This window comes from Candidatus Omnitrophota bacterium, from assembly GCA_028715415.1.
Lineage (GTDB): Bacteria > Omnitrophota > Gorgyraeia > Gygaellales > Profunditerraquicolaceae > JAQURX01.
The window spans coordinates 78,000-99,060 of record JAQURX010000004.1 but is presented as its reverse complement, the minus strand read 5'-3'; the positions used below and the strand labels follow the sequence as shown (position 1 = coordinate 99,060).

Annotated in this window: 22 protein-coding genes and 1 pseudogene; all 23 read left to right on the top strand. The window is 38.0% G+C overall.

The annotated features are described in order from the left end of the window. The first annotated feature begins 3 nt into the window (after positions 1-3). The 23 genes and pseudogenes from PHO70_02575 (at position 4) to PHO70_02465 (ending at position 21,057) form a co-directional block, all read left to right on the top strand. Entirely contained in the window at positions 4-711 is a 708-nt protein-coding gene (locus tag PHO70_02575; protein ID MDD5431853.1) for a DNA alkylation repair protein, read from the top strand. A gap of 14 nt (positions 712-725) precedes the next feature. After that, positions 726-1,034 carry a DUF1805 domain-containing protein gene (locus tag PHO70_02570; GenBank protein MDD5431852.1) on the top strand — a complete coding sequence of 103 codons (309 nt, stop codon included), beginning with the start codon at positions 726-728 and terminating at the stop codon, positions 1,032-1,034. A gap of 12 nt (positions 1,035-1,046) precedes the next feature. After that, a complete protein-coding gene (locus PHO70_02565) occupies positions 1,047-1,751 on the top strand; it encodes a diphthine--ammonia ligase (protein ID MDD5431851.1) in 705 nt (234 codons plus the stop codon). 12 nt (positions 1,752-1,763) lie between these two features. Continuing rightward, entirely contained in the window at positions 1,764-2,255 is a 492-nt protein-coding gene (locus PHO70_02560; protein MDD5431850.1) for an SgcJ/EcaC family oxidoreductase, read from the top strand. Positions 2,256-2,285: 30 nt separating this feature from the next. Continuing rightward, positions 2,286-3,098, top strand: coding sequence for an alpha/beta hydrolase (locus PHO70_02555; GenBank protein ID MDD5431849.1), 813 nt, complete (start codon positions 2,286-2,288; stop codon positions 3,096-3,098). Next, the gene (locus tag PHO70_02550) at positions 3,098-3,874 is read left to right on the top strand and encodes a class I SAM-dependent methyltransferase (GenBank protein MDD5431848.1); all 777 of its coding nucleotides are present in this window, start codon (positions 3,098-3,100) and stop codon (positions 3,872-3,874) included. Before PHO70_02555 ends, PHO70_02550 begins: the two co-directional genes overlap by 1 nt. Further along, complete coding sequence (locus tag PHO70_02545) at positions 3,867-4,913, top strand: hypothetical protein (GenBank protein ID MDD5431847.1); 1,047 nt, start codon at positions 3,867-3,869, stop codon at positions 4,911-4,913. Before PHO70_02550 ends, PHO70_02545 begins: the two co-directional genes overlap by 8 nt. A 130-nt stretch (positions 4,914-5,043) precedes the next feature. Next, positions 5,044-5,214: pseudogene (locus PHO70_02540) on the top strand (hypothetical protein). A gap of 157 nt (positions 5,215-5,371) precedes the next feature. After that, positions 5,372-5,965 (top strand): hypothetical protein, encoded by a 594-nt coding sequence (locus PHO70_02535; GenBank protein ID MDD5431846.1) that lies wholly within the window; start codon positions 5,372-5,374, stop codon positions 5,963-5,965. A 259-nt stretch (positions 5,966-6,224) separates the two neighbouring features. Next, positions 6,225-6,860, top strand: coding sequence for a hypothetical protein (locus tag PHO70_02530; protein MDD5431845.1), 636 nt, complete (start codon positions 6,225-6,227; stop codon positions 6,858-6,860). 31 nt (positions 6,861-6,891) lie between these two features. Next, entirely contained in the window at positions 6,892-8,391 is a 1,500-nt protein-coding gene (locus PHO70_02525; protein MDD5431844.1) for a hypothetical protein, read from the top strand. 145 nt (positions 8,392-8,536) lie between these two features. Next, the gene (gene miaB, locus PHO70_02520; protein MDD5431843.1) at positions 8,537-9,688 is read left to right on the top strand and encodes a tRNA (N6-isopentenyl adenosine(37)-C2)-methylthiotransferase MiaB; all 1,152 of its coding nucleotides are present in this window, start codon (positions 8,537-8,539) and stop codon (positions 9,686-9,688) included. After that, entirely contained in the window at positions 9,685-10,467 is a 783-nt protein-coding gene (locus PHO70_02515; GenBank protein ID MDD5431842.1) for an SPOR domain-containing protein, read from the top strand. Before miaB ends, PHO70_02515 begins: the two co-directional genes overlap by 4 nt. A gap of 3 nt (positions 10,468-10,470) precedes the next feature. Next, positions 10,471-11,391, top strand: coding sequence for a tRNA (adenosine(37)-N6)-dimethylallyltransferase MiaA (miaA, locus tag PHO70_02510; protein ID MDD5431841.1), 921 nt, complete (start codon positions 10,471-10,473; stop codon positions 11,389-11,391). Then, complete coding sequence (gene hflX / locus PHO70_02505; protein ID MDD5431840.1) at positions 11,392-12,651, top strand: GTPase HflX; 1,260 nt, start codon at positions 11,392-11,394, stop codon at positions 12,649-12,651. Positions 12,652-12,735: 84 nt separating this feature from the next. Next, on the top strand, positions 12,736-12,999 hold the full coding sequence (locus PHO70_02500; protein ID MDD5431839.1) for a MerR family transcriptional regulator: 264 nt from the start codon (positions 12,736-12,738) through the stop codon (positions 12,997-12,999). Positions 13,000-13,056: 57 nt separating this feature from the next. Continuing rightward, positions 13,057-15,669: an ATP-dependent chaperone ClpB gene (clpB, locus tag PHO70_02495; GenBank protein MDD5431838.1), complete on the top strand. Its 2,613-nt coding sequence runs from the start codon at positions 13,057-13,059 to the stop codon at positions 15,667-15,669. 246 nt (positions 15,670-15,915) lie between these two features. Then, positions 15,916-16,653, top strand: a complete 738-nt coding sequence (locus PHO70_02490; GenBank protein MDD5431837.1) for a hypothetical protein — start codon at positions 15,916-15,918, stop codon at positions 16,651-16,653. 1 nt (position 16,654) lies between these two features. Beyond that, positions 16,655-17,203 (top strand): nucleotide exchange factor GrpE, encoded by a 549-nt coding sequence (gene grpE / locus PHO70_02485; GenBank protein MDD5431836.1) that lies wholly within the window; start codon positions 16,655-16,657, stop codon positions 17,201-17,203. A gap of 1 nt (position 17,204) precedes the next feature. Continuing rightward, entirely contained in the window at positions 17,205-19,136 is a 1,932-nt protein-coding gene (dnaK, locus tag PHO70_02480; GenBank protein MDD5431835.1) for a molecular chaperone DnaK, read from the top strand. 97 nt (positions 19,137-19,233) lie between these two features. After that, positions 19,234-20,391, top strand: a complete 1,158-nt coding sequence (gene dnaJ / locus PHO70_02475) for a molecular chaperone DnaJ (protein MDD5431834.1) — start codon at positions 19,234-19,236, stop codon at positions 20,389-20,391. A 16-nt stretch (positions 20,392-20,407) separates the two neighbouring features. Next, on the top strand, positions 20,408-20,674 hold the full coding sequence (locus PHO70_02470) for a zinc ribbon domain-containing protein (protein MDD5431833.1): 267 nt from the start codon (positions 20,408-20,410) through the stop codon (positions 20,672-20,674). Positions 20,675-20,682: 8 nt separating this feature from the next. Continuing rightward, a complete protein-coding gene (locus tag PHO70_02465; GenBank protein ID MDD5431832.1) occupies positions 20,683-21,057 on the top strand; it encodes a VanZ family protein in 375 nt (124 codons plus the stop codon). The last annotated feature ends 4 nt before the right edge of the window (positions 21,058-21,061 follow it).

Sequence of the window (21,061 nt, the reverse complement as noted above, 5' to 3'; positions counted from 1 at the left end):
GTTATGGAAAAAATCTTAAAAGATATACGCCATCAATTAAAGCTAAACTCCGATAAAAAGATTAAAGATAGCGTTGGGAGATTTTTTAAGGAAAAAGTGAAGGTTTATGGTCTAAAGACTTCTTTTGTAAGAAAAATCGATAAAGAATATTTCAAAACAGTTCGGGCTTTAGGAAAAGATAAGATTTTTAAGTTATGCGAAGAATTATGGCGTTCTGGATACATGGAAGAGTCGTTTATTGCATGCAACTGGTCTTATTATTTACACAACGATTATGAAGAGAAGGATATAAAGATATTTGAAAGATGGCTTGCGAATTATGTTTCTAATTGGGCATCGTGTGATACGCTTTGTAATCATACTATCGGTGCATTTGTAGAAAAATATCCTAAATTCCTGGTGAATTTAAAGAATTGGGCAAAATCAGAAAACCGCTGGATGCGCAGGGCTGCGGCAGTTACACTTATTGTTCCGGCAAAACGCGGTAAATTCTTAAATGAAATCTTCGCAATCTCCGATATTCTTCTTCGCGATGAAGATGATCTTGTGCAAAAAGGTTATGGCTGGGTGCTTAAAGCGGCAAGCCAAGCTCATGAAAAACAGGTTTTTGATTATGTTTTAAAGAATAAGTCTGCCATGCCAAGGACTGCTTTACGGTATGCGATTGAAAAAATGTCAAAAGAACACAAGGCAAAAGCAATGCAGAAATAACAGGAGATTTGATTATGGACATTATTACACGGTCGTATCAAACTAAGAATGGCTTGGTTGAAGGGGCCCATGTTAAATGGTCGAATTTTAGCATTCTTCTTGTTACCGGTAAAAAGGCGTTTTTAACATGTGGCGTTTTTGACTTGGATGCTATTGAAGCTTTTGGAGCAGCAGCTGCCATAGTAGAGAGCACGCCGGATAATCCTATCGGTAATTTGGAGCGGTTCCCAAACAGGAAAATTACAAAAGTTAATTCAAAAGCAAAAGCATTGGGTATTTCCGTTGGGATGGATGTTAAGGATGCTTTTGAGATAATAGCGTGAAAAGGGGATAAAATGATTATGGAAAAAATTCTTTTTGCATGGAGCGGAGGAAAAGACAGCGCTATGGCTCTTTATGAATTAAAAAAGAGCCGCGATTATGAAATAGTTGCACTTCTTACCACTGTTACAGAAGATTACGAGAGGATAAGTATGCATGGTGTGCGGAAAATTCTTCTTGAACAGCAGGCGGAATTCTTGGGATTGCCTTTGGAGAAAATCTATATCACAAAGAAATCATCAAATGAAGAATATGAAGCCAAGATGAAGGATGCGTTGATGCGCTATCAGGGCATGGGCGTTTCTTCTGTAGCTTTCGGAGATATTTTCCTTGAAGATTTAAAGAAATACCGCGAAGGCAATCTGTCAAAGTTAGGTATGAAAGGCATTTTCCCCATCTGGAAAAGAAATTCTCTTGAGCTCGCTAATACGTTTATCGATTTAGGTTTTAAGGCGGTTATCACTTGCATTGATTCAAAGATTCTTGATAAATCTTTTGCCGGTAGGGATTTTGATAAGCAATTTTTATCCGAGCTTCCTGCTAATGTAGATCCTTGCGGTGAAAATGGGGAATTCCATTCATTTGTGTATGATGGGCCGATATTCTCAAGGCAAATACAATGCGAAAAGGGTGAAGTTGTTTTGAGAGATAACCGTTATTATTTTTGTGATTTGATGCCAACCGAAAAAAGTTTGGCAGTTGGTGCAAGTATTGCGTAAGAGGAGAAGTGTATGAAAATAATTAAAATTGCAGTTGTTTCAGTTGCTCTGTTAGGGATTTTCGGATGCTCTGCCTGCCAAAGAGGAAATGCTTCACAAATAGCCGCATACACTGAATACTGTAAGTCTGTTAGTGAAGATGAAATTGCACAGCTTTTTGATCGTTGGAATAAAACATTGCAGACTGGAGATTCCCGTAAGGTTGTGGAGCTTTATGCTGAAAAGTCAATTCTGCTGCCTACAGTATCCAACAAGCCGAGATTAACCGCGGAGGAAAAAGAAGGTTACTTTCATCATTTCCTTGAGAAGAAACCTGTTGCGAAAATTGACCTTCGCCAAATCCAGATAGGCTGTAATATGGCAGTTGACTCCGGATTATATACATTTACTTTTGCTAAGACTGGTGAGGTGGTAAGAGGAAGGTATAGTTTTGTATATCGGTGGGATGGCTCGCAGTGGCTCATCGTCAGCCATCATTCATCTATGATGCCGGAAGTAAAATAGATTAAGGCTTAATGGAGATTTAATTCTGAAATGCCAAAAGTTAAATTAAATGATATCTCGCTTTACTATGAAGTTTATGGAAAAGGCGCGCCACTTTTATTAATCGGCGGTCTTGGTTCTGATAGTTCAAGTTGGCTAGGTGTGGTTAAGAAATTATCTTCGCACTTTAAGACGATTATTTTTGATAATCGGGGAACAGGCCGAAGCAGCGCTATGAAAAAACCGCACACTATCCACCATATGGCTGAGGATGCTGTAAGGCTGCTTGATTATTTAAAGATAAAACAGGCACACGTGATTGGCCATTCAATGGGAGGATATATCGCCCAAGAGCTTGCTATGAGCTATCCTGAACGCGTGGCTAAACTTGTTTTGGTAAGCACAGCAACAGTCTCTTCTAAAAAGAATAATGTTCTTTTTAAGGATATTTACACTCAGCTTAAAAGGCAAGGTTATTGCCGGGAGTGGTTTGAGAGGTGGGTGCCGTTGTTATTTTCTAAAAAAATTATTAATGACAGTAATTTTATCGAAACATTTATTAAGAACTCAATTGAATACCCTTATCTTCAGAAAGCGGATGGATTTAAGAGCCAGATAGATGCGATTGCTTCGTTTGACGCGCGCGCAAAGATAGGCACAATTAAAGCAAAAACTTTAATCCTTGAAGGAAGAGATGATATTTTGATAACTCCGCAAGAAGCTGGAGCGTTAGCTAAAAGAATTCACAAAAGTGTTTTTAAATTGTTGGATGGCGTTGCGCATTCAATACACATAGAGAATCCAAAGCTGTTTACAAGTGCTGTGATGGATTTTCTCAAAAGTAAAAAATTGGAGAAGATATAATGAAACAATGGTACGAATCATTATTTGAAAATTACGCGCATAAATATGACAAGGAGTGTTATGTCCAGGGAACTGTGGGAGAATGCGACTTTATCGAGCAGGAGGTTAATCGCAACAAATCATTAAAGATCATAGATATTGGTTGCGGGACCGGAAGGCATTCAATTGAACTAACGAAAAGAGGGTATAGCGTGATTGGTGTTGATTTGTCCGAGTCTCAAATTGCAAGGGCAAAAGAGAAAGCAAAAGAACTTGATCTGAGCATTGATTTTCAGAAACATGACGCTAGAAATCTTCCTTTTGAGGGCGAGTTCGATTTGGCAATCATGCTCTGTGAGGGTGGTTTTTCTTTAATGGAAACCGATGAAATGAATTTTGAAATATTAAAGAACGCGGCAAAAGCGTTAAATGATAAGGGCAAGTTTATATTTACAACATTAAACGGGTTATTCCCGCTTTTTCATTCCGTCAAAGAATTTTATGAATCCGCGGCCAAAGAAGGGAATTCAGTGTGTAAAGACTGTTCCTTTGACCTGATGACCTTTAGAGACCACAACACCGTCGTGTTTGAGGACGATGCGGGAAATAAAAAGGAATTAAAATGTAACGAGCGTTATTACGTACCAAGCGAGATAACATGGCTTTTAAAGTCGCTCGGGTTTAAGAAAATCGAAATCTTTGGGGCTAAGCTCGGCGCCTACTCAAGAAACGATAAATTAACTCCGGAAGATTTTGAGATGTTGGTTGTTGCAGAGAGAAAGGAATTGTATGAATAAAAGTAAGATGTTACCTATAACTGCAGGGTGCGCGATTCTATTTCTTGCTATTTTCTTGGCAAGCACTTATTCATGGGCAAAAAAACATAATAAGTCTTTCGACCAGTATGATTCGAGTGAAATAATTTATACCGATTCGAATGATATTGACGTAACCTATGCGGATTGGATGGTTAAAAATAAGGATACCATTAAAGATTTGCCGATTAATCAAATACCTTTATTGGGCAGCCATGATGCGGGTTCTTGTGATGTAAGTTTTGATAGCCCTCCTTGTCATGGATACCTGACGCATTCCGGGCATCATATTCACAGAATGCCAAGAGGTTCTGATGTTGCAAGTGCTAGGTGCCAATCAGCATCAATTAAGGATCAATTGCGTTATGGCGTCCGTTATCTTGACCTGCGAGTTGCCTGGCAGGATGGGGCTTATCAGATTGAGCATATGTGGATGTCAACACCGTTACTTGGAGAAGGAGGGGTGTTTACTCAGATTGAAGATTTCTTACGCGAGTATCCGCAGGAAATTATCATTCTTCATATGCAGGAGCTTTATTCTGAAACCGGCAGGATGAATAGCGATGAAACAGAAGATTATTTTCAGTTAATAAATAAAGAGTTTGGCGCTTCCCTTGCTACGCGAGGAGATTTTGCTTCTACGACCCCTGGTGATATTTGGGCAGCAGGCGCTAATATTATTGTCATCGCGGATGTCCAAAGTTCATTACAGCCGTTTATCTGGTATGAGCATCAGGTTGATACTAAGTGGATGGATAAACAAGATCCGGATAAGCTTACTAACGCGCTTAATGCTAAAGTAATATCCGGTTGGCGGCGGGGTGATTGCGCCGGTAAACTGCGGGTGCTGCAGGCAATGACAACGACTAAGCATAAAATACTTAACGCGAGGAAGACAAATCCCAAGATAAAAAAGCGCTTAGAGTCGGATTGGAAGAGCGCTCCGATAAATGTGGTGCAGGTTGATGACTCTGTAAATTCAGGGCTTATGCCGGTGTTGATTGAGAGATTGAGAAAATAAATTACGAGGGCGCAGGAAGTAATGGGAATAGTTAACTGTTTTTAATTTAAAGCGGAAACTGTTTTGTACCTAATCGGGACAGTGGGTATGGTCCATTTTCCCGAACAATTCGGAAACAGTTTTCTAATTTGATCCTTGCGGTGAAAATGGGGAATTCCATTCATTTGTGTATGATGGTCCAATATTCTCAAGGCAAATACAATGCGAAAAGGGTGAGGTTGTTTTGAGAGATAACCGTTATTATTTCTGTGATTTAATGCCAACGGAAAAAAGTTTGGCGGTTGGTGCAAGTACTGCGTGATGATTTTGGGGATATTAAAGAAGTTAAATTATTTGTAACTATAAGTTAAGCGTAAATTGGTGTAACGTATTGCAGGGACACAATATCCAATTGTGTAAATAAATAATGTGTTCTAGCAATTTGTAAGAAAGGGCGCTAAGAATGGAGGTGGTGGTCAATGACCGAACAGAACAATAGTGGAATAGAGAAGTGGCAATTGGTAGTAGGGATTATTAATACGTTTTGCATTTGTGTAGCGACAGTCTTTGGAGGTATTTATCTTAAAGCGATTGAATCGAAGATAGAATTGTCACAAAAAAGAGTGCAAACATCTGTAAATGTTATCGATTTAATAAACGACATAATGCCAAAGATAGAATTCAATGTTGATAAAGAAGTGCTAAAAGCCAAGAAAACAATTGAGATAAGGTATAATTGTTTTAACTCTGGGAAGTATGCTGTAACTATAGAAAAACCAGAAATTTTACTATCTGATGAAGCAAGAGAAATAAATCTCAGTGAAAAAAGTTATCGAATAATTGCAGAGAGAATGGGGACGCTTTATCCAACACAAAGAATGAGTCTAACGATAACGGTAATTTTTAGTGATTCCCCATCATCTTTAGATCTGGATAAGGTTATTAGTAGTATTGTTTTCAAATATCATACCGATAATCAGGTTCTTTTAGTTGCTAAGGAATTACTAAAGGATTTTGCTAAGCCTGATATAATAGATGAGCTGGGATATTTTTCTACAACGCAACATCTTTAGTGAATCAGTATGTAGGTTACATAATCAACTAATGATGAGGTTATGGATTCCTGATTTTGCAGGAATAACGGACTATGTATGGTAATTATGAAGAAGAATAGGATTACATAAAGACCTTCGGCTGACCGTATGGCGAGTTATTACAACTCAGTTTTACAATTTTTGAGAGGCTTGTACGGTTACGATAACGATCACCCTGATAATGAGTTAAAGAAAATATTGTATTGGGAACCGAACGTAAGTGGCTTCGGTGATTAGAATGGAAAAGCAGATTTCAATAGAGAATTCTTTGTTGGCCGTTATAGGTAACTCAGGAGGAAAGGATTTGATTAAAGAGGCTAGCGAAATCGCTATTGATCATTTTTTGCAGGAAGGAATATTGAAAGATATCCCTGTGGTAGGTACAGTAGCTAACTTATTCAGCATTGGGATAAAGACTCAAGGGTACATATTCACGAAGAAGCTACAAAGATTTTTATTTGCACTATCGGATATCTCTTTTCAAGAACGTCAAGCATTTACAGCTCGTCTTGATTCAGATCTTAAGTTTCGTGTACGAGTAGGAGAAAATCTTATTTTGTTAATTAATAAACTCGATGATATGGATAAATCAGAATTACTTGCACGGGCATTCTCGGGTTTTGTAAATAATAGGTACGATTATTTAATTTTTCATCGTTTAGCAGTAGCTATTGATCGCTGCATAATACAAGATTTGCATAAGCTTGAAAGGGGCAATAAACGTCTTCATTTGGAACCTCACGAAGCACAAATACTTTCTTCGGCTGGCCTAGTTGAACTTGAAGTAATTCCACAGGTGAGAGGTGAGGGTGTTAGAAATATTTATCAGATTACAGAATTAGGTGATTTGTTTTGCAAGTTTATTTTGGAATGACTTTTTTTGCAAGCAGAGAAAGGAGTGCGAAATGTTTAAACCCAATGATGTCGATAGTCTCTTGAACTCCTTTGATTTAGGGGCTTCTACTGCTGAGAAAGATGCGCTTTTGGAAATCGCTAGAATTGAAACTCAAGAATTTAGTGATTTATATTATTATGATCGGATAGATATTGTTAAGGGGATGAAAGGGTCTGGGAAGACTGCATTATATAGATTGTTATTTTTCATAAGAGATATGATGATACAGAAGCAGAACCTTTACCCTATTTTTGGTGTAGAGGCCACAGGAGATCCTATCTTCAAATTATACCAAAAAGAGTTCGAAGATTATTCTGAAATAGAATTTATCAATTTTTGGAGTCTCTATTTTATTGTTTTAGTATATAAGCTTATTTTTAATGCTGAGCAATTGAGAAGACAACTACTGGACGATGATATTAAAAGAATAGATGGACTTTTATCGAACATGGGTTTAAAAATTGTAAAGTCAGGATTCGATTTCAAAGAAGCACCCATGTCGCTCATTGATCTATTTAGAAACGCAAAAAAGAAAGTTGGGGTTGAAACCAAAATAAATCCTATTACTTCATTGCCAGAGTCTTTTAAGCCTATCCTAGAAATAGAACCGCTTGCAAGGGAAGAAATATCTAAAAGGCCACTATATCTTACCGAGTTCAAGGATTTAATTGTAGAAATTCTTAAAAAGAATAATATTAGAATTTGGATTATGCTTGATAGATTAGACGAAATTTTCTTGCATAGAAGCGTCACGGAAAAATATGGGTTACGCGGTTTGTTGAGAGCCGCTTATAACTTTTCAGACCCATTCCTTAGAGTTAAGATATTTCTTCGGGAGGATATTCTCGATTACTTGGCCTCGGATGGGTTTGCTGCAATGACACATATAGCAGATAGATGTTCATCAGCGATGTCTTGGTCTAAAGATGACATACTTTTTTTAATTACTAAGCGTTTGTCATCAATTGAGCATGTTAGAAATTTCTTTGGCTTTAATTCAGAAAGAATCGATCGAGATAAGTCTTATCGTGAAGAAATATTTTATAGACTTTTTCCCCCTAAGATTGGAAAAAGTAAAACATTTGATTGGTTATATAGTTGCTGTTCGGATGGTAATGATATTGTGACACCCAGGGATATTATTGACTTTTTTAAGTTTGCAAAATCAGTTCAACTGAAGAATTTTCGATCCCAACCGGAAGCCCAAGAATATTTAATTGAAGAAGATTCTTTTAAAAAGGCATTGGGAATATTATCGATCAATAAGAAAAATAACTTTTTGTTTGCAGAATTTAATCATTTGAAAGAATGCTTCTTGAAATTTGAAAATAGTCGAGTCGAACACGACAACGCTTCCTTAGAAAGAATTTTAGGTCAAGATTGTGCAAAAAGGATTGAAGAGTTGAGATCTATTGGATTCCTTAAATATATACCTAAAAGTGCTGTATATAGAATTCCCCTGATTTGGCGAAAAGGATTTAATATTAAACAAGGTAGTTCTGTTAAGTAATTTATTTTTTGATACATGTTTGTGAAAATTTTGAGAACACATAGCGTAATTTTAATATAAAAAAATAAGTTAGAATTGTAGAAATGTTCGGTAACCGTACGTTAGTAGCGCTTTTTAGAGAGTAATTCTAATTTTTATGCGGAAAATGACTGGAAATAAGCGAGTGTATATACGTACTTTCGGCTGCCAAATGAACGTGCGGGATTCGGAGGTAATTGCTGGGCTTCTTGAGAAAGAAGGCTATAAGATTATTGACGAGCCTGATGAGGCAGATATTGTTATTTTTAATACTTGTTCTGTGCGGCAGTTGGCGGAAGAAAAAGTGTGGAGTGGGATAGGAAAGATAGCAAAAACTAGGTCTAAACAGCTTAAAGGTAGTTCTCGAAAAATAAATACAATTCCTGTTATTGGGATTGTAGGATGCATGGCTCAGAATTATCGTGAATCAATTTTTGAGCGGGCTCCGGAAGTTGATTTTGTAGTTGGCACGCGCGACATCGCAAAGATTCCAAAAATCTTAAAAGAAATTGAGAAGCATAAGAATAGCCCCTACGAAAAGAAAATCTATGAAACTGATGCGGATTTCAGAGAAAATGAAATTTATCACACCGGCTTTCATTTAGATAAAGAACATGCGTTTGTAGTTATTTCTGAAGGATGCGAGAATTATTGTTCATATTGCGTTGTGCCGTTTGTCCGGGGCGCTTTAAGGCATCGGCCAAGTGAAGACATTTTAAAAGAAATCAAAGAAGATATTGCTGCCGGGATAACTAAAATCACGCTCTTAGGGCAGAATGTGAACAGCTATCCTCGATTTACGGAGCTCTTAAGAAAAGTCAACGATATAGACGGGCTTAAACAATTTAGTTTTGTGACATCGCATCCCAAGGATGCTTCGGTAGAATTATTTAAGGCGATGGCAGAGCTTGAGAAGTTAAGAAAATATTTACACTTACCGATTCAATCAGGCTCGGATAGGGTTTTAAAATTAATGAACCGCGGATATACAAAAGAATATTACTTGGAATTAGTAAAGAATTACCGTAGAATTGTTAAGGGTGGAGAGTTAACTTCTGATATCATTGTGGGTTTCCCTTCTGAAACCGAAAAAGATATTCAGGATACTTTTGATTTGGTAAAAGAAGTTAAATTTAATGCGGCTTTTATTTTTAAATATTCGCCGCGTCCGCACACAGCTGCCGCAAGTATGCCTGATGATGTGCCTAAAGAAGAAAAAGAAAAAAGGCATGCTTTAATATTGGATTTACAGCTTAAAATATCTAAGGGGAAAAAATGAGAAGTTTCAGGATAATAACATTGGCAGCTTGTTTGTTAATTGCTTTGAGTTTCAAGATGGCCTATGCCTCGGATACTGAAAGAATCAAAATAAATTTAATGGAAGGCAATTATAAAGAAGCAATCAAAGAAGGAGAAAATATTTTGGCTCAAGCTAGTGATACTTCTGAGCTCGACGAATTATATTATATCCTTGGGTTAAGTTATTTAAAAGACGGCAATATTCTGCGGGCTTCTGATATTTTTGAGATAATCTTAAGGGAATTTAAGAATAGTAAATTTAAGGATGACGCAAAGCTTGCATTAGGGAATACTTATTTCTTAAGAGGGGATTTTTCTAAAGCCGAAGAGTGCTATAAGGAGATACTTAAAGACAGCCCAAATACAAAATTAAAACCAGAGCTTTATTCTTTATTAGGACAGGTTGGTTTTAAAAAGGGAGATACTGAGCAGGCAAAGGAATATCTGGCTAAGCTTAAAAAAGAATTTCCTCTTTATTCCGGGGAAGAATTAATCAAGGATTTAAATACTGTGCCTGATGCAAAAGGCGATTACTCGTATACTATCCAAGTCGGTTCATTTTCCAGCGAATTAAATGCAAAGAATCTTATCGCAAAGCTATCCGCCAAAGGATATTCCGCGTATATTGAAGAAGGCCTTTCCAGCCGGGGGAAGAAATATTATAAAGTCCGAGTCGGAAAACTTACAAGCCACAATGATGCTAAAGAACTCCGGGACAAGCTTGAGCAAGAAGGCTATCCTACAAAGATAATCCCATAATTTATGAAACAAAAAGTTGTTTTTATCGTAGGTCCGACTGCTGTCGGAAAATCCGCAACAGCAGTGTGCCTGGCTAAGAAAATTAACGCAGAAATAATATCCTGTGATTCTATGCAGGTTTATCAAGGGATGGAGATTATTTCTTCAAAGCCATCACAGGGATTGTTAAAAAAAGTTCCTCATCATCTAATTGCCGCGATTGCACCTGAAAAAGAATACGATGCTTCAAAATATTATAAAGAAGCGGATAAATTAATTGCTGGTATTGTAAAGAAGAAAAAAACTCCCATATTTGTCGGAGGCACCGGGCTTTATATGTCTGTGGTGGTTGATGGCATCTTTAAAATGAAGCCTCCAAAGAAGAGTATCCGGGAAAATCTTTTTAAATTAGCGCAGGAAAAAGGAAACGCGTATTTATATGATAGGTTAAAAGAGGTTGATAAGATTTCTGCAGAGAAGATTCATCTGAATGACCTAAAGAGGGTTGTGAGGGCTCTTGAAGTTTTTGAAGCAACGGGCAAACCTATTTCAGAATTACAAAAAGAAAGGGTCGGCCTTACAGATAAATATGATGTCAGGATATTCTGTTTGGATATGCAGCGTGATAAACTCTACCAAAGAATTGAAGAGCGGGTTGATAAAATGTTTGAACAGGGTTTAGTTAACGAAGTTAAGAAGCTGTTGAAGAAAAAATTAAGTAAAACCGCTTCTTACGCAATAGGGATAAAAGAGATAAAAGGTTCTCTTGACGGGCTTTATGATTTAGAAGAAGCAAAAAAATTGATGAAGCAGAATACCAGAAATTATGCCAAAAGGCAATTAACATGGTTTAGAAAAGACAAGCGCATTAATTGGGTTAAGGTTGAGAGTAAGGATAAACCGGCAGGGACAGCTAAAAAAATCAGTAATTTGTTAAGGAGCTAAATGGAAAAAGCTTTATTGGTAACGATAAAATTAAGAAGTGAAAAAGAAGCCTGGGATGAAGAAGATGTCGCCTATGAGCTTGAAGAATTAGTTGCTGCCTGCGGCGTTGAAGCAATTGATAATATAATCTGCAATTGCGATAAACCGACTCCGGGTTATTTTATCGGAAGCGGAAAGGCTGAAGAGCTCGCAGCCCTTGTCCAAGTGCAGGAAATTGATGTAGTAATTTTTAGCCATGATCTTTCCGGGACCCAGCAGCGTAATTTAGAGGATGTGATTGGGAAAAAGACTATAGACAGGACTCAGCTAATCTTACATATATTTGCCCGGCATGCCAAGAGCCAGGAAGGGAAAATGCAGGTTGAATTGGCTCAGCTGCAATATCTAATGCCAAAATTAATAGGAAAGGGGATTATACTTTCCCGGACAGGCGGTGGAATCGGTACAAGCGGCCCCGGAGAAACAAAACTTGAAGTTGACAGGCGAATAATTAGGAAACGTATTGATAGGTTAAGAGAAGAAATTTCGCAGTTTGTAAAACACCGCACAACCATGCGGAAAAAGCGCAAAGATAATCTCACGCCGTCAGTTGCGTTGGTTGGTTACACAAATGCAGGTAAATCTACATTATTAAATGCATTAACCGATGCAGGCCAGGTTGAATCTAACGGGCTTTTTACAACCCTGGATACTCTTTATAAGGCTCTGCAATTGCCGACCGGAGAGAATATTGTAATCTCAGATACGGTTGGTTTCTTGCACAATCTTCCGCACCATTTAATTGAGGCGTTTAAGGCAACGCTTGAAGAAGTCGTGGAGGCTGATTTATTGCTTCATGTCTTAGATGTGAGCAGCCCGCGCGTATTGGATCAGAATAAGGCAGTGCTGCAGGTTTTAAAAGAATTAGGAGCTGATAAGAAAAAAATGATAACAGTTTTAAATAAAATAGATCTTGTTGATGAGAAATTGTGGATTTCAAAATTAAAAGCAGAGTTTGATGATACGGTGGAGATATCCGCTAAATTTAAAACGCATATTGATGTATTGTTGAAGAAGATTGCGGATAATTTCGCAGGTAGAATGGTTCAGGTTAAAGTTGTGCTTCCTCATTCAAGGATGGATCTTGTGAATCTTTTTCATAAAGAAGGGAAGGTCAAACAGATTAAATATCTCCAAAAAGGCATAAAAGTTGAAGTTTCTCTCCCAAAAGTCCTATACAATAAGTTGCTACATAACAAAGACTTAGAAGATGTCTGTTAGAATACCTAACAAAATTTATTAATTTTACTTGACAAATTTGTTAGGTAATGTATACTCTTCTTGGTTAGAGCATGGAGGGGAAGAATGCCTCTTTTTGATATTTATATTAGTCCTGATGAACCGGTTTATGTAATCAGCGTTGTGAGCAAGCTGGTTGATTTGCCGATTTGGACATTAAGGCAACTGGATAAGTCAGGGGTTGTTTGTCCCAAACGCATTGGGAAAAAGAGCCGTCTTTATTCCCTTAAAGATGTTAAGCGGTTAGAATATGTTCATTATCTAATGGAAGATAAACGTGTTAATATTCACGGAATTAAAATAATCTTACAAAGAGAAGTAGAAGAGTAAATTTTTTTTAACTTGTCATTAGCACTCTAGTATGGTTAGTGCTAATAAGGAGAAAATATGAGATTAGATAAATTTACAACTAAATTACAGGAAGCTCTTCAGGATGCGATTAGCCTTGCAACAGAATCAGGCCATCAACAAGTTGAGCCTGAACATTTGCTAGTTGCTTTATTAAAACAGCAGGATAGTATTGTCGCTCAAACTTTAGAGAAATTAAAAATTTCAGTTTCTTCAACGCTTAAACTGTTAAAAGAAGATTTAAATTCAAAGCCCGCGGTAAGCGGTGGGAATTCGCAAGTTTATCTTTCATCAAGGATGAATAAATTATTATCTAGTGCAAGTCTTGAGGCAAAGCATTTAAAAGATGATTTTGTTTCGGGCGAACATATATTATTGGCTTTTTTATCAGATACTGATTCTGTATTTACTAAGGAGTTAAAGAAAAAAGGAATTGATAAGGATAAAATTTTATCAAGCTTAACTGAGATTCGCGGAAGCCATAGGATTACTGATGAAAATCCTGAAGAAAAATTTAATGCTTTGGAAAAATACGGGCTTGACTTAACTGACCTTGCCCAGAAATCTAAGCTTGATCCTGTTATTGGAAGAGATAAAGAGATTAGGCGCCTGATGCAGGTTCTTTCCAGAAGGACAAAGAATAATCCTGTTTTAATCGGTGAAGCTGGCGTTGGAAAAACTGCGATTGTTGAAGGCTTGGCTTTGCGTATAACTTCTGATGATGTGCCTGAGGGTTTAAAAAATAAAAGGATTATTGCTTTAGATATGGGTTCTTTGGTCGCTGGTACAAAATTCCGAGGGGAATTTGAAAATCGCTTGAAGGCTGTCTTAAATGAAATAAAAAGTAAGAACGGACAGGTAATTTTGTTTATAGATGAACTTCATACTATTGTAGGAGCAGGGGCAGCAGAAGGAGCAATTGATGCTTCAAATATGCTTAAGCCTTTGCTTGCCCGCGGGCAATTGCGCTGCATTGGAGCAACGACGCTTAATGAGTACAGGAAATACATTGAAAAAGACAGCGCTCTTGAAAGAAGATTCCAGCCGATTTTTGTGGAAGAGCCGGATGTGCAGGATACGATTGCAATTTTAAGAGGCCTAAAAGAAAAATATGAGATTCATCACGGTGTGCGTATTCAGGATTCTGCGATTATTGCAGCCGCAACTTTGTCAAATCGTTATATTACCGACAGGCACTTGCCGGATAAAGCGGTTGATTTAATTGATGAAGCTGCCTCTCGTCTAAGAATTGAAATTGATAGTATGCCGGTTGAGATTGATTCTGCAAAAAGAAAAATCATGCAGCTTGAAATTGAAAAACAGGCATTAAAGAAGGAAAAGGATAAAATTTCTCAGGATAGACTTAAAAAAATTGAAGCCGAGATTGATTCTCTTAAAAAAACCTTAGAGCAAAAGAAAAAACAGTGGGATAAGGAAAAGGCTGTTATCGTAAAAATTCAGGAAGTAAAAGAAAAGATTGAGCAATTTAAGAATGAAGCTGTTAATGCGGAAAAAGTCGGAGATTTAGACAAAGCTGCAGAAATCAAATATGGCAAATTAGTTGAATTAGAGAAAGAGCTAAAAAAGTTTAACGAAGAATTCGCAGCGCTTAATAAGGAATCGGGTATGTTAAGGCAGGAAGTTAGTGATGAGGATGTGGCAAGTGTTGTTGCCGAATGGACGGGAATTCCTTTAACTAAGCTCATGGAGCAGGATGCCCAAAAGCTTATTCAAATGGAAGAGCGCCTTAAAACAAAAATTGTCGGGCAAGATGAAGCAATTGATGTTATTTCATCTTGCGTCAGAAGGTCTCGTTCCGGATTAGGAGATGAATTAAAGCCTATGGGTTCATTTATATTTATGGGGCCTACAGGAGTTGGAAAAACTAAGCTTGCGAAAACTTTGGCTTGGTTTCTGTTTGACGATGAAGATGCTTTAATCAGGATTGATATGTCTGAATATATGGAAAAATTCAGTGTTTCCCGGTTAATCGGCGCTCCTCCGGGATATGTTGGCTATGATGAAGGCGGGCAATTAACTGAAAAAGTGCGTCGCAGGCCGTATTCAGTAATACTTTTTGACGAAATAGAAAAGGCTCATCCGGAAGTCTTTAATTTATTGCTCCAGATTCTTGATGATGGCAGGCTAACTGACGGACAAGGAAGGACGGTAAATTTTAAGAATACGGTTATAATTATGACTTCTAATATCGGTGCTGAAATTATTCAGCAGCATGGCTCAATTGGATTCCGCACGCAAAAGGAAGAAAATGTTGCATTTAAAGAAGTTAAAAATAAGTTGTTATCTGAAGTAAAAAAATACTTCCGTCCGGAGTTCTTAAACCGTATTGACGATATCATTGTATTTAATCCGCTATCAAAAAGCGATATTGGGAAGATTGTGGATATTGAATTAGAGCCGCTTTATAAGAAATTAGCGCTCCTTGGCATTGAACTTGAGATATCTCAGGCAGCCAAAGATTATCTTGCAGAGAACGGTTTTGACGTTAATTTTGGAGCTCGCCCGCTAAGAAGGGCGATTCAAAGAAGTTTGCAGGATCCGCTTTCTGTAAAGCTCTTAGACGGCAGCCTTAAAGAAGGAAAGAAGGTAATAGCTGATTTAGGTAAGGACGGAAAGATAGTTTTTCGTTAAGCGGGAAGCGTTGTTGTCGTTTCTGAGTTTCTTTTGTCATCCCTGCGAAAGCAGGGATCCAGGCAATAGCGTGGATTCCCGCTTTCGCGGGAATGACATTAAGCCAGATGACAGTTAATCCAAAGGATTGACAAACTAAAGAATTATGATAAAATCTAACCTTATCCTATGGGAAGTAAGCAGTTAAAAGAAAAAGAGGAATCGGCTAGCACTTTTTATTGAAAAGTGCTAATTTAAAGCAAAAATATGGTTAAAAACGTAGATTACGATACAAGAAGAAGGTCAATTTTAAGGGCGGCGATCAACCGGTATATAGGCAACGCTTCGCCTGTTGCTTCGGATGATATTGCGGAAGAATTTGATTTAAGCTCTGCTACAATAAGAAATATATTTGCGGAGCTTGAAGAGTCAGGTTATCTTGCACATCCTTATACTTCTGGCGGAAGAATTCCTACAAGCAAGGGTTATCGCTATTATGTTGATTTTTTGATTTCTCAGATGGAGCTATTGGACGAGGAAAAGGACTGTATAGTCAAGGAATACAAAAAAGAAATGCGGCGATTGGAAGACGCTCTTGAAAACACTTCAGTAATTATTTCTACGATTACCCGTTACGCAGGCATAGTTTCATTTCTTGATTGGCATGATAAGCTTTTTTATAAAGGGTTAAGCCGTGTCCTTGAGCAGCCGGAATTTAATGATTCTGAAAAAATTCGCATATTGATTAAAATGATAGAAGATAAAGAGCGGCTATTGGATGTTATTAACAGGGATTTTAATGAAAAGGTTAAGGTTTATATAGGCAGTGAATTAGGCTGTCCGGGGATGGAGAATTGTTCTTTAATTGTTTCTAATTATCGCAGAAAAGATAAGCCATCGGGCAAACTTGCGGTATTAGGGCCAATGCGCATGGAATATAATCATATCATTCCTGCTCTAAGTTATATCTCGGACGTCTTAACAGAGGTTTTGGAGACTATTTAATATGGAAGAGCATAAAGAAAACGTAAAAGAAAATCACAAAGAGAACCACAAGAAAGAAGAAAACATTATTACTCTTAAAGAAGCTGAGTATCTCAAGCTGAAAGAAGACGCTGCCAAAGGGCAAGAGTCTTGGGATAAAATGCTCAGGATGCAGGCAGATGTTGACAATACGCGTAAACGCATAGAAAGAGAAAAGCAGGATTTTATAAAGTTTGCTAATGAGGATATTATTTTTGAACTATTAAATGTTTTGGATGATCTGGAACGCACAGTTGAATTGGCGCAAGCCAAGCATGAAGATTTGCCGGCATTCTTAAAAGGCGTTGAGATGATTTTAGCGCATTTTTATGAGACGCTTAAGAAACATGGCGTTAAGCCAATTGAGGCGAAAGGAAAAATATTTGATCCAAATTTCCACGAAGCATTGATGCAGGTTGAAGATAAGAATTTCCCGGATCACACAGTTGTAGAAGAATTGCAAAAAGGGTATTTATTAAACGATAGAATTATAAGGACTTCAAAAGTTAAAGTTTCCAAAAAGGGAGGATAATATGGCTAAAGTTATTGGAATCGACTTAGGGACTTCAAATTCAGCTGCTGCGGTTATGGAAGGTGGAAGGCCTGTAATCATACCTTCTGCTGAAGGCGCTGGGGTTGCTTCAGGAAAAGCATTTCCTTCTTATGTTGCTTTTACGAAAGACGGGCAACGCTTGGTTGGAGAACCCGCAAGGCGTCAGGCTGCGATTAACCCAGAAGGAACAATCCAGGCAGCTAAACGAAAGATGGGTTCAGATTATCACTTTAAGGTCTATGGAAAAGAATATTCCCCTCAGCAGATTTCTTCATTTATTTTACAGAAAGTTAAACAGGATGCAGAAGCTTATTTAGGTGATAAAGTAGAAGAAGTAGTTATCACTTGTCCTGCTTATTTTGATGATAACCAAAGAACGGCAACTAAAGATGCAGGAGAAATTGCAGGATTAAAAGTTTTACGTATTATTAATGAGCCTACGGCAGCATGCCTTGCATATGGGCTGGAAAAAGCAGGAAAAGAATTAAAAATATTAGTTTTTGACTTTGGTGGAGGAACTCTTGACGTTACCATTATGGAAATGTGGAAAGAGGGCGGATTTAAAGTAATGGCAACGAGTGGAGATACTCAGCTCGGCGGAACTGATATGGATAATGTGATAATTGATTATATCGCCAATCAGTTTAAGCGTGACACAGGTATTGATTTAAAAAATGACAAGATGGCAATGCAGCGTTTGCGCGAAGCAGCAGAAAAAGCAAAGGTTGAACTCTCAAGCACATTAACTACTGATATAAATCTTCCTTTTATTACTGCTGATGCAACTGGACCAAAGCATTTAACCATGTCAATTAACCGCGCTAAGCTTGAAGAGTTAGTTGGCCCCATTATTGATAGATGCCGCGGCCCTCTTGAGCAGGCATTAAAAGATGCCAAGAATTCTTTTGAAAAGGAAGGCGTTAGTTTTACCGATAAAGGCGTAGATAAAATAATTATGGTAGGTGGCCCGACCAGGATGCCCATTGTTCAGAAATTTGTTGAAGATTATTTTGGCAAAAAGATTGAACGTGGCGTTGACCCAATGGAATGCGTTGCTTTGGGCGCTGCAATACAAGCGGCAATTATTAAAGGCGATGTAAAGGATGTTCTTTTGTTAGACGTTACTCCATTGTCTTTGGGTATTGAAACTTTAGGCGGGGTTAATACAAAATTAATTGATAGAAACACAACAATTCCAACTCGTAAGTCACAGGTATTCTCTACTGCTGCGGATAATCAAACTGCTGTTACTATTCGTGTTCTTCAAGGCGAGCGACAGATGGCAGATGATAACGTTGAGTTGGGAAGGTTTGATTTAGTGGGTATCCCCGCAGCTCCTCGCGGAGTTCCTCAAGTAGAAGTTTCTTTTGATATTGATGCAAATGGTATCGTGCATGTTTTGGCAAAAGATTTAGGAACTGGTAAGGAACAATCAATTAGGATTACCGCTCCTAAGAAACTTTCTAAGGAAGAAATTGAAAAGATGGTTAAGGATGCTGAGAAGTTTGCAGCGGATGATGCCAAGAAAAAAGAAGAAGTTGAAGCAGTCAATCAGGCGGATAATCTGGTATATGCAACAGAAAAATCATTGAAAGATTATGGCGATAAAGTCAGCCAAGCTGAACGCGCTGATATTGAAGCTAAAGCCAATGATTTAAAGACTGCGATAAAAGATAAGAATATTGAAAGAATTAAGAAAGGAATGGAAGACCTGACCAAGGCTTCTCATAAATTAGCCGAAGAAATTTATAAGCAGGCTTCGCAAAAGCAACAGCAGCAACAACAGCAACAGCAGCAAGCAGGCGGAGCTGGGCCTCAAGGTGGCCAGGAGCAGGAAGGGCCAACAGAGGAAAAAGGCAAGAAAGATGATGTAATTGATGCGGAGTTTAAAGAGGAAGATGATAAGAAATAAATAAGAATGTTTCAGGTTTCAAGTTTCAGGTTTCAGGTGAATGCCGAAACTGTTTTTCTTGAAACTTGCAACTTGAAACTTGAAACGGTTTAAATACATGTCTACTAAGCGTGATTACTATGAAATATTGGGTGTTCAGAAGAATGCCAGCCTTGATGAGATAAAGAAAAACTACAGGGAAGCAGTTTTAAAATATCATCCTGATAGGGTTCCTCATGAGCAGAAAAAAGAAGCTGAGGAAAAATTTAAAGAAATCTCAGAGGCTTATGCGGTTCTTTCTGACTCGCAGAAGCGTGCTCTTTATGATCAATACGGACACTCTGGTATCGACCAGAAATATGCTTATGAAGATATCTTTAAGGGAGCGGATTTTAACAGCGTATTTCAGGATCTTGGAGATTTTGGCGTTGGTGGAGGATTGTTTGATGAAATCTTCGGCGACCTTGGGTATGATATTTCTGGAGGGAGAACTCGAGGAGGAAGGCGCGCAAAACGGGGAAGGGATCTTGAGGTTGCTGTAAGTATTACTTTGGAAGAAGCCGCAACTGGTACAGAGAAAACAATTACTTTGCCTAGATATGAAGTTTGCTCTAATTGTTCCGGCACCGGTGCAAAGCCCGGAAGCAAGAAAAATACTTGCCCTCAATGCAAAGGAAGCGGACGAACGGTAGTTTCTAATGGATTTTTTCAAATTGCACAAACTTGTTCCCGCTGTGGAGGCGAAGGATCGATAATCCAAACTCCTTGCTCTGAATGTAATGGAGAAGGCCGGACAAAAGTTTCCAGAAAAATTAAAGTAAAGATTCCTGCTGGGGTTGATACCGGTTCAAGCCTGCGTGTAAGAGGCGAAGGTGAATCCGGAACAGCCGGCAACAGGGGGGATTTATATGTAGTTATTGAAATCCATCCACATCCGGTTTTTGAAAGGCATAATAACGATATTTTGACAGAGATTAAAATAAGTTTATCAAAGGCGATTTTGGGCTCTCAAGTTGAAGTCCCGACTTTAGGCGGTAAAGTAGAGATGAAGATTCCTGCGGGAACCCAATCGGGAAGCATATTCAGGCTTAAAGAAAAAGGAATTCCTGATGTGCACTCAAAAGGGATTGGAGATGAATTAGTTAAGGTTGATGTGGATATACCTAAAAGCCTTAATGCGGAGCAGCGGCGTTTAATTGAAGAATTTGCCAAAGCCTCTGGGGATAATATAAACAAAGAAAGCTTTACTGATAAAATAAAAAGAACTTTCAGGTAAGAATACAGGAGAAATAATGCCTACTTATGATTATGAATGTTTGTCTTGCGGACATAAATTTGAAAAATTCCAGAAAATGAGCGACGAACCGTTAAAAAAATGCCCCGAGTGCAATAAAAAAGTAAAACGGCTTATAGGAAGCGGCGCAGGGATAATTTTTAAAGGTTCTGGTTTCTACGCGACAGACTACAAAAAGAGCACAAGCGCACAAGAGCACAAGAAAAATACTGGTAGTTGCCCTAAGTCGCATGACGGATGCGGTTCGTGCCCGCATAGCAAATAGTAAAAGTTATGAAAAAGATCTTAAATCTTTGGCTGCCGGTTTTAATTGGCATGGGAGCAATATTCTATGCTTCTTCAATTCCCGGACAGAAAATCCCTCATGTGGTAACTTATCAGGATACGATATTCCATTTTCTTGCTTATTTTGTCCTTGGTTTGTTTTTTGCGCGCGCACTAAAGACTTCTTATTTAAACGTAACGTTAATTAGCCTTGCTGTTTTTACCTGTCTTTTTGGAGTTACTTACGGAGTCAGCGACGAATACCACCAGTTGTTTGTTCCAAACCGGTATTGTTCCGGGTTGGATGTGTTTATTGACGGTTTTGGTGCTTTAATCGGGGGGACATTTTTTCCACTATTTAATTTAAAGAAAGTTGCAGGATAATTTA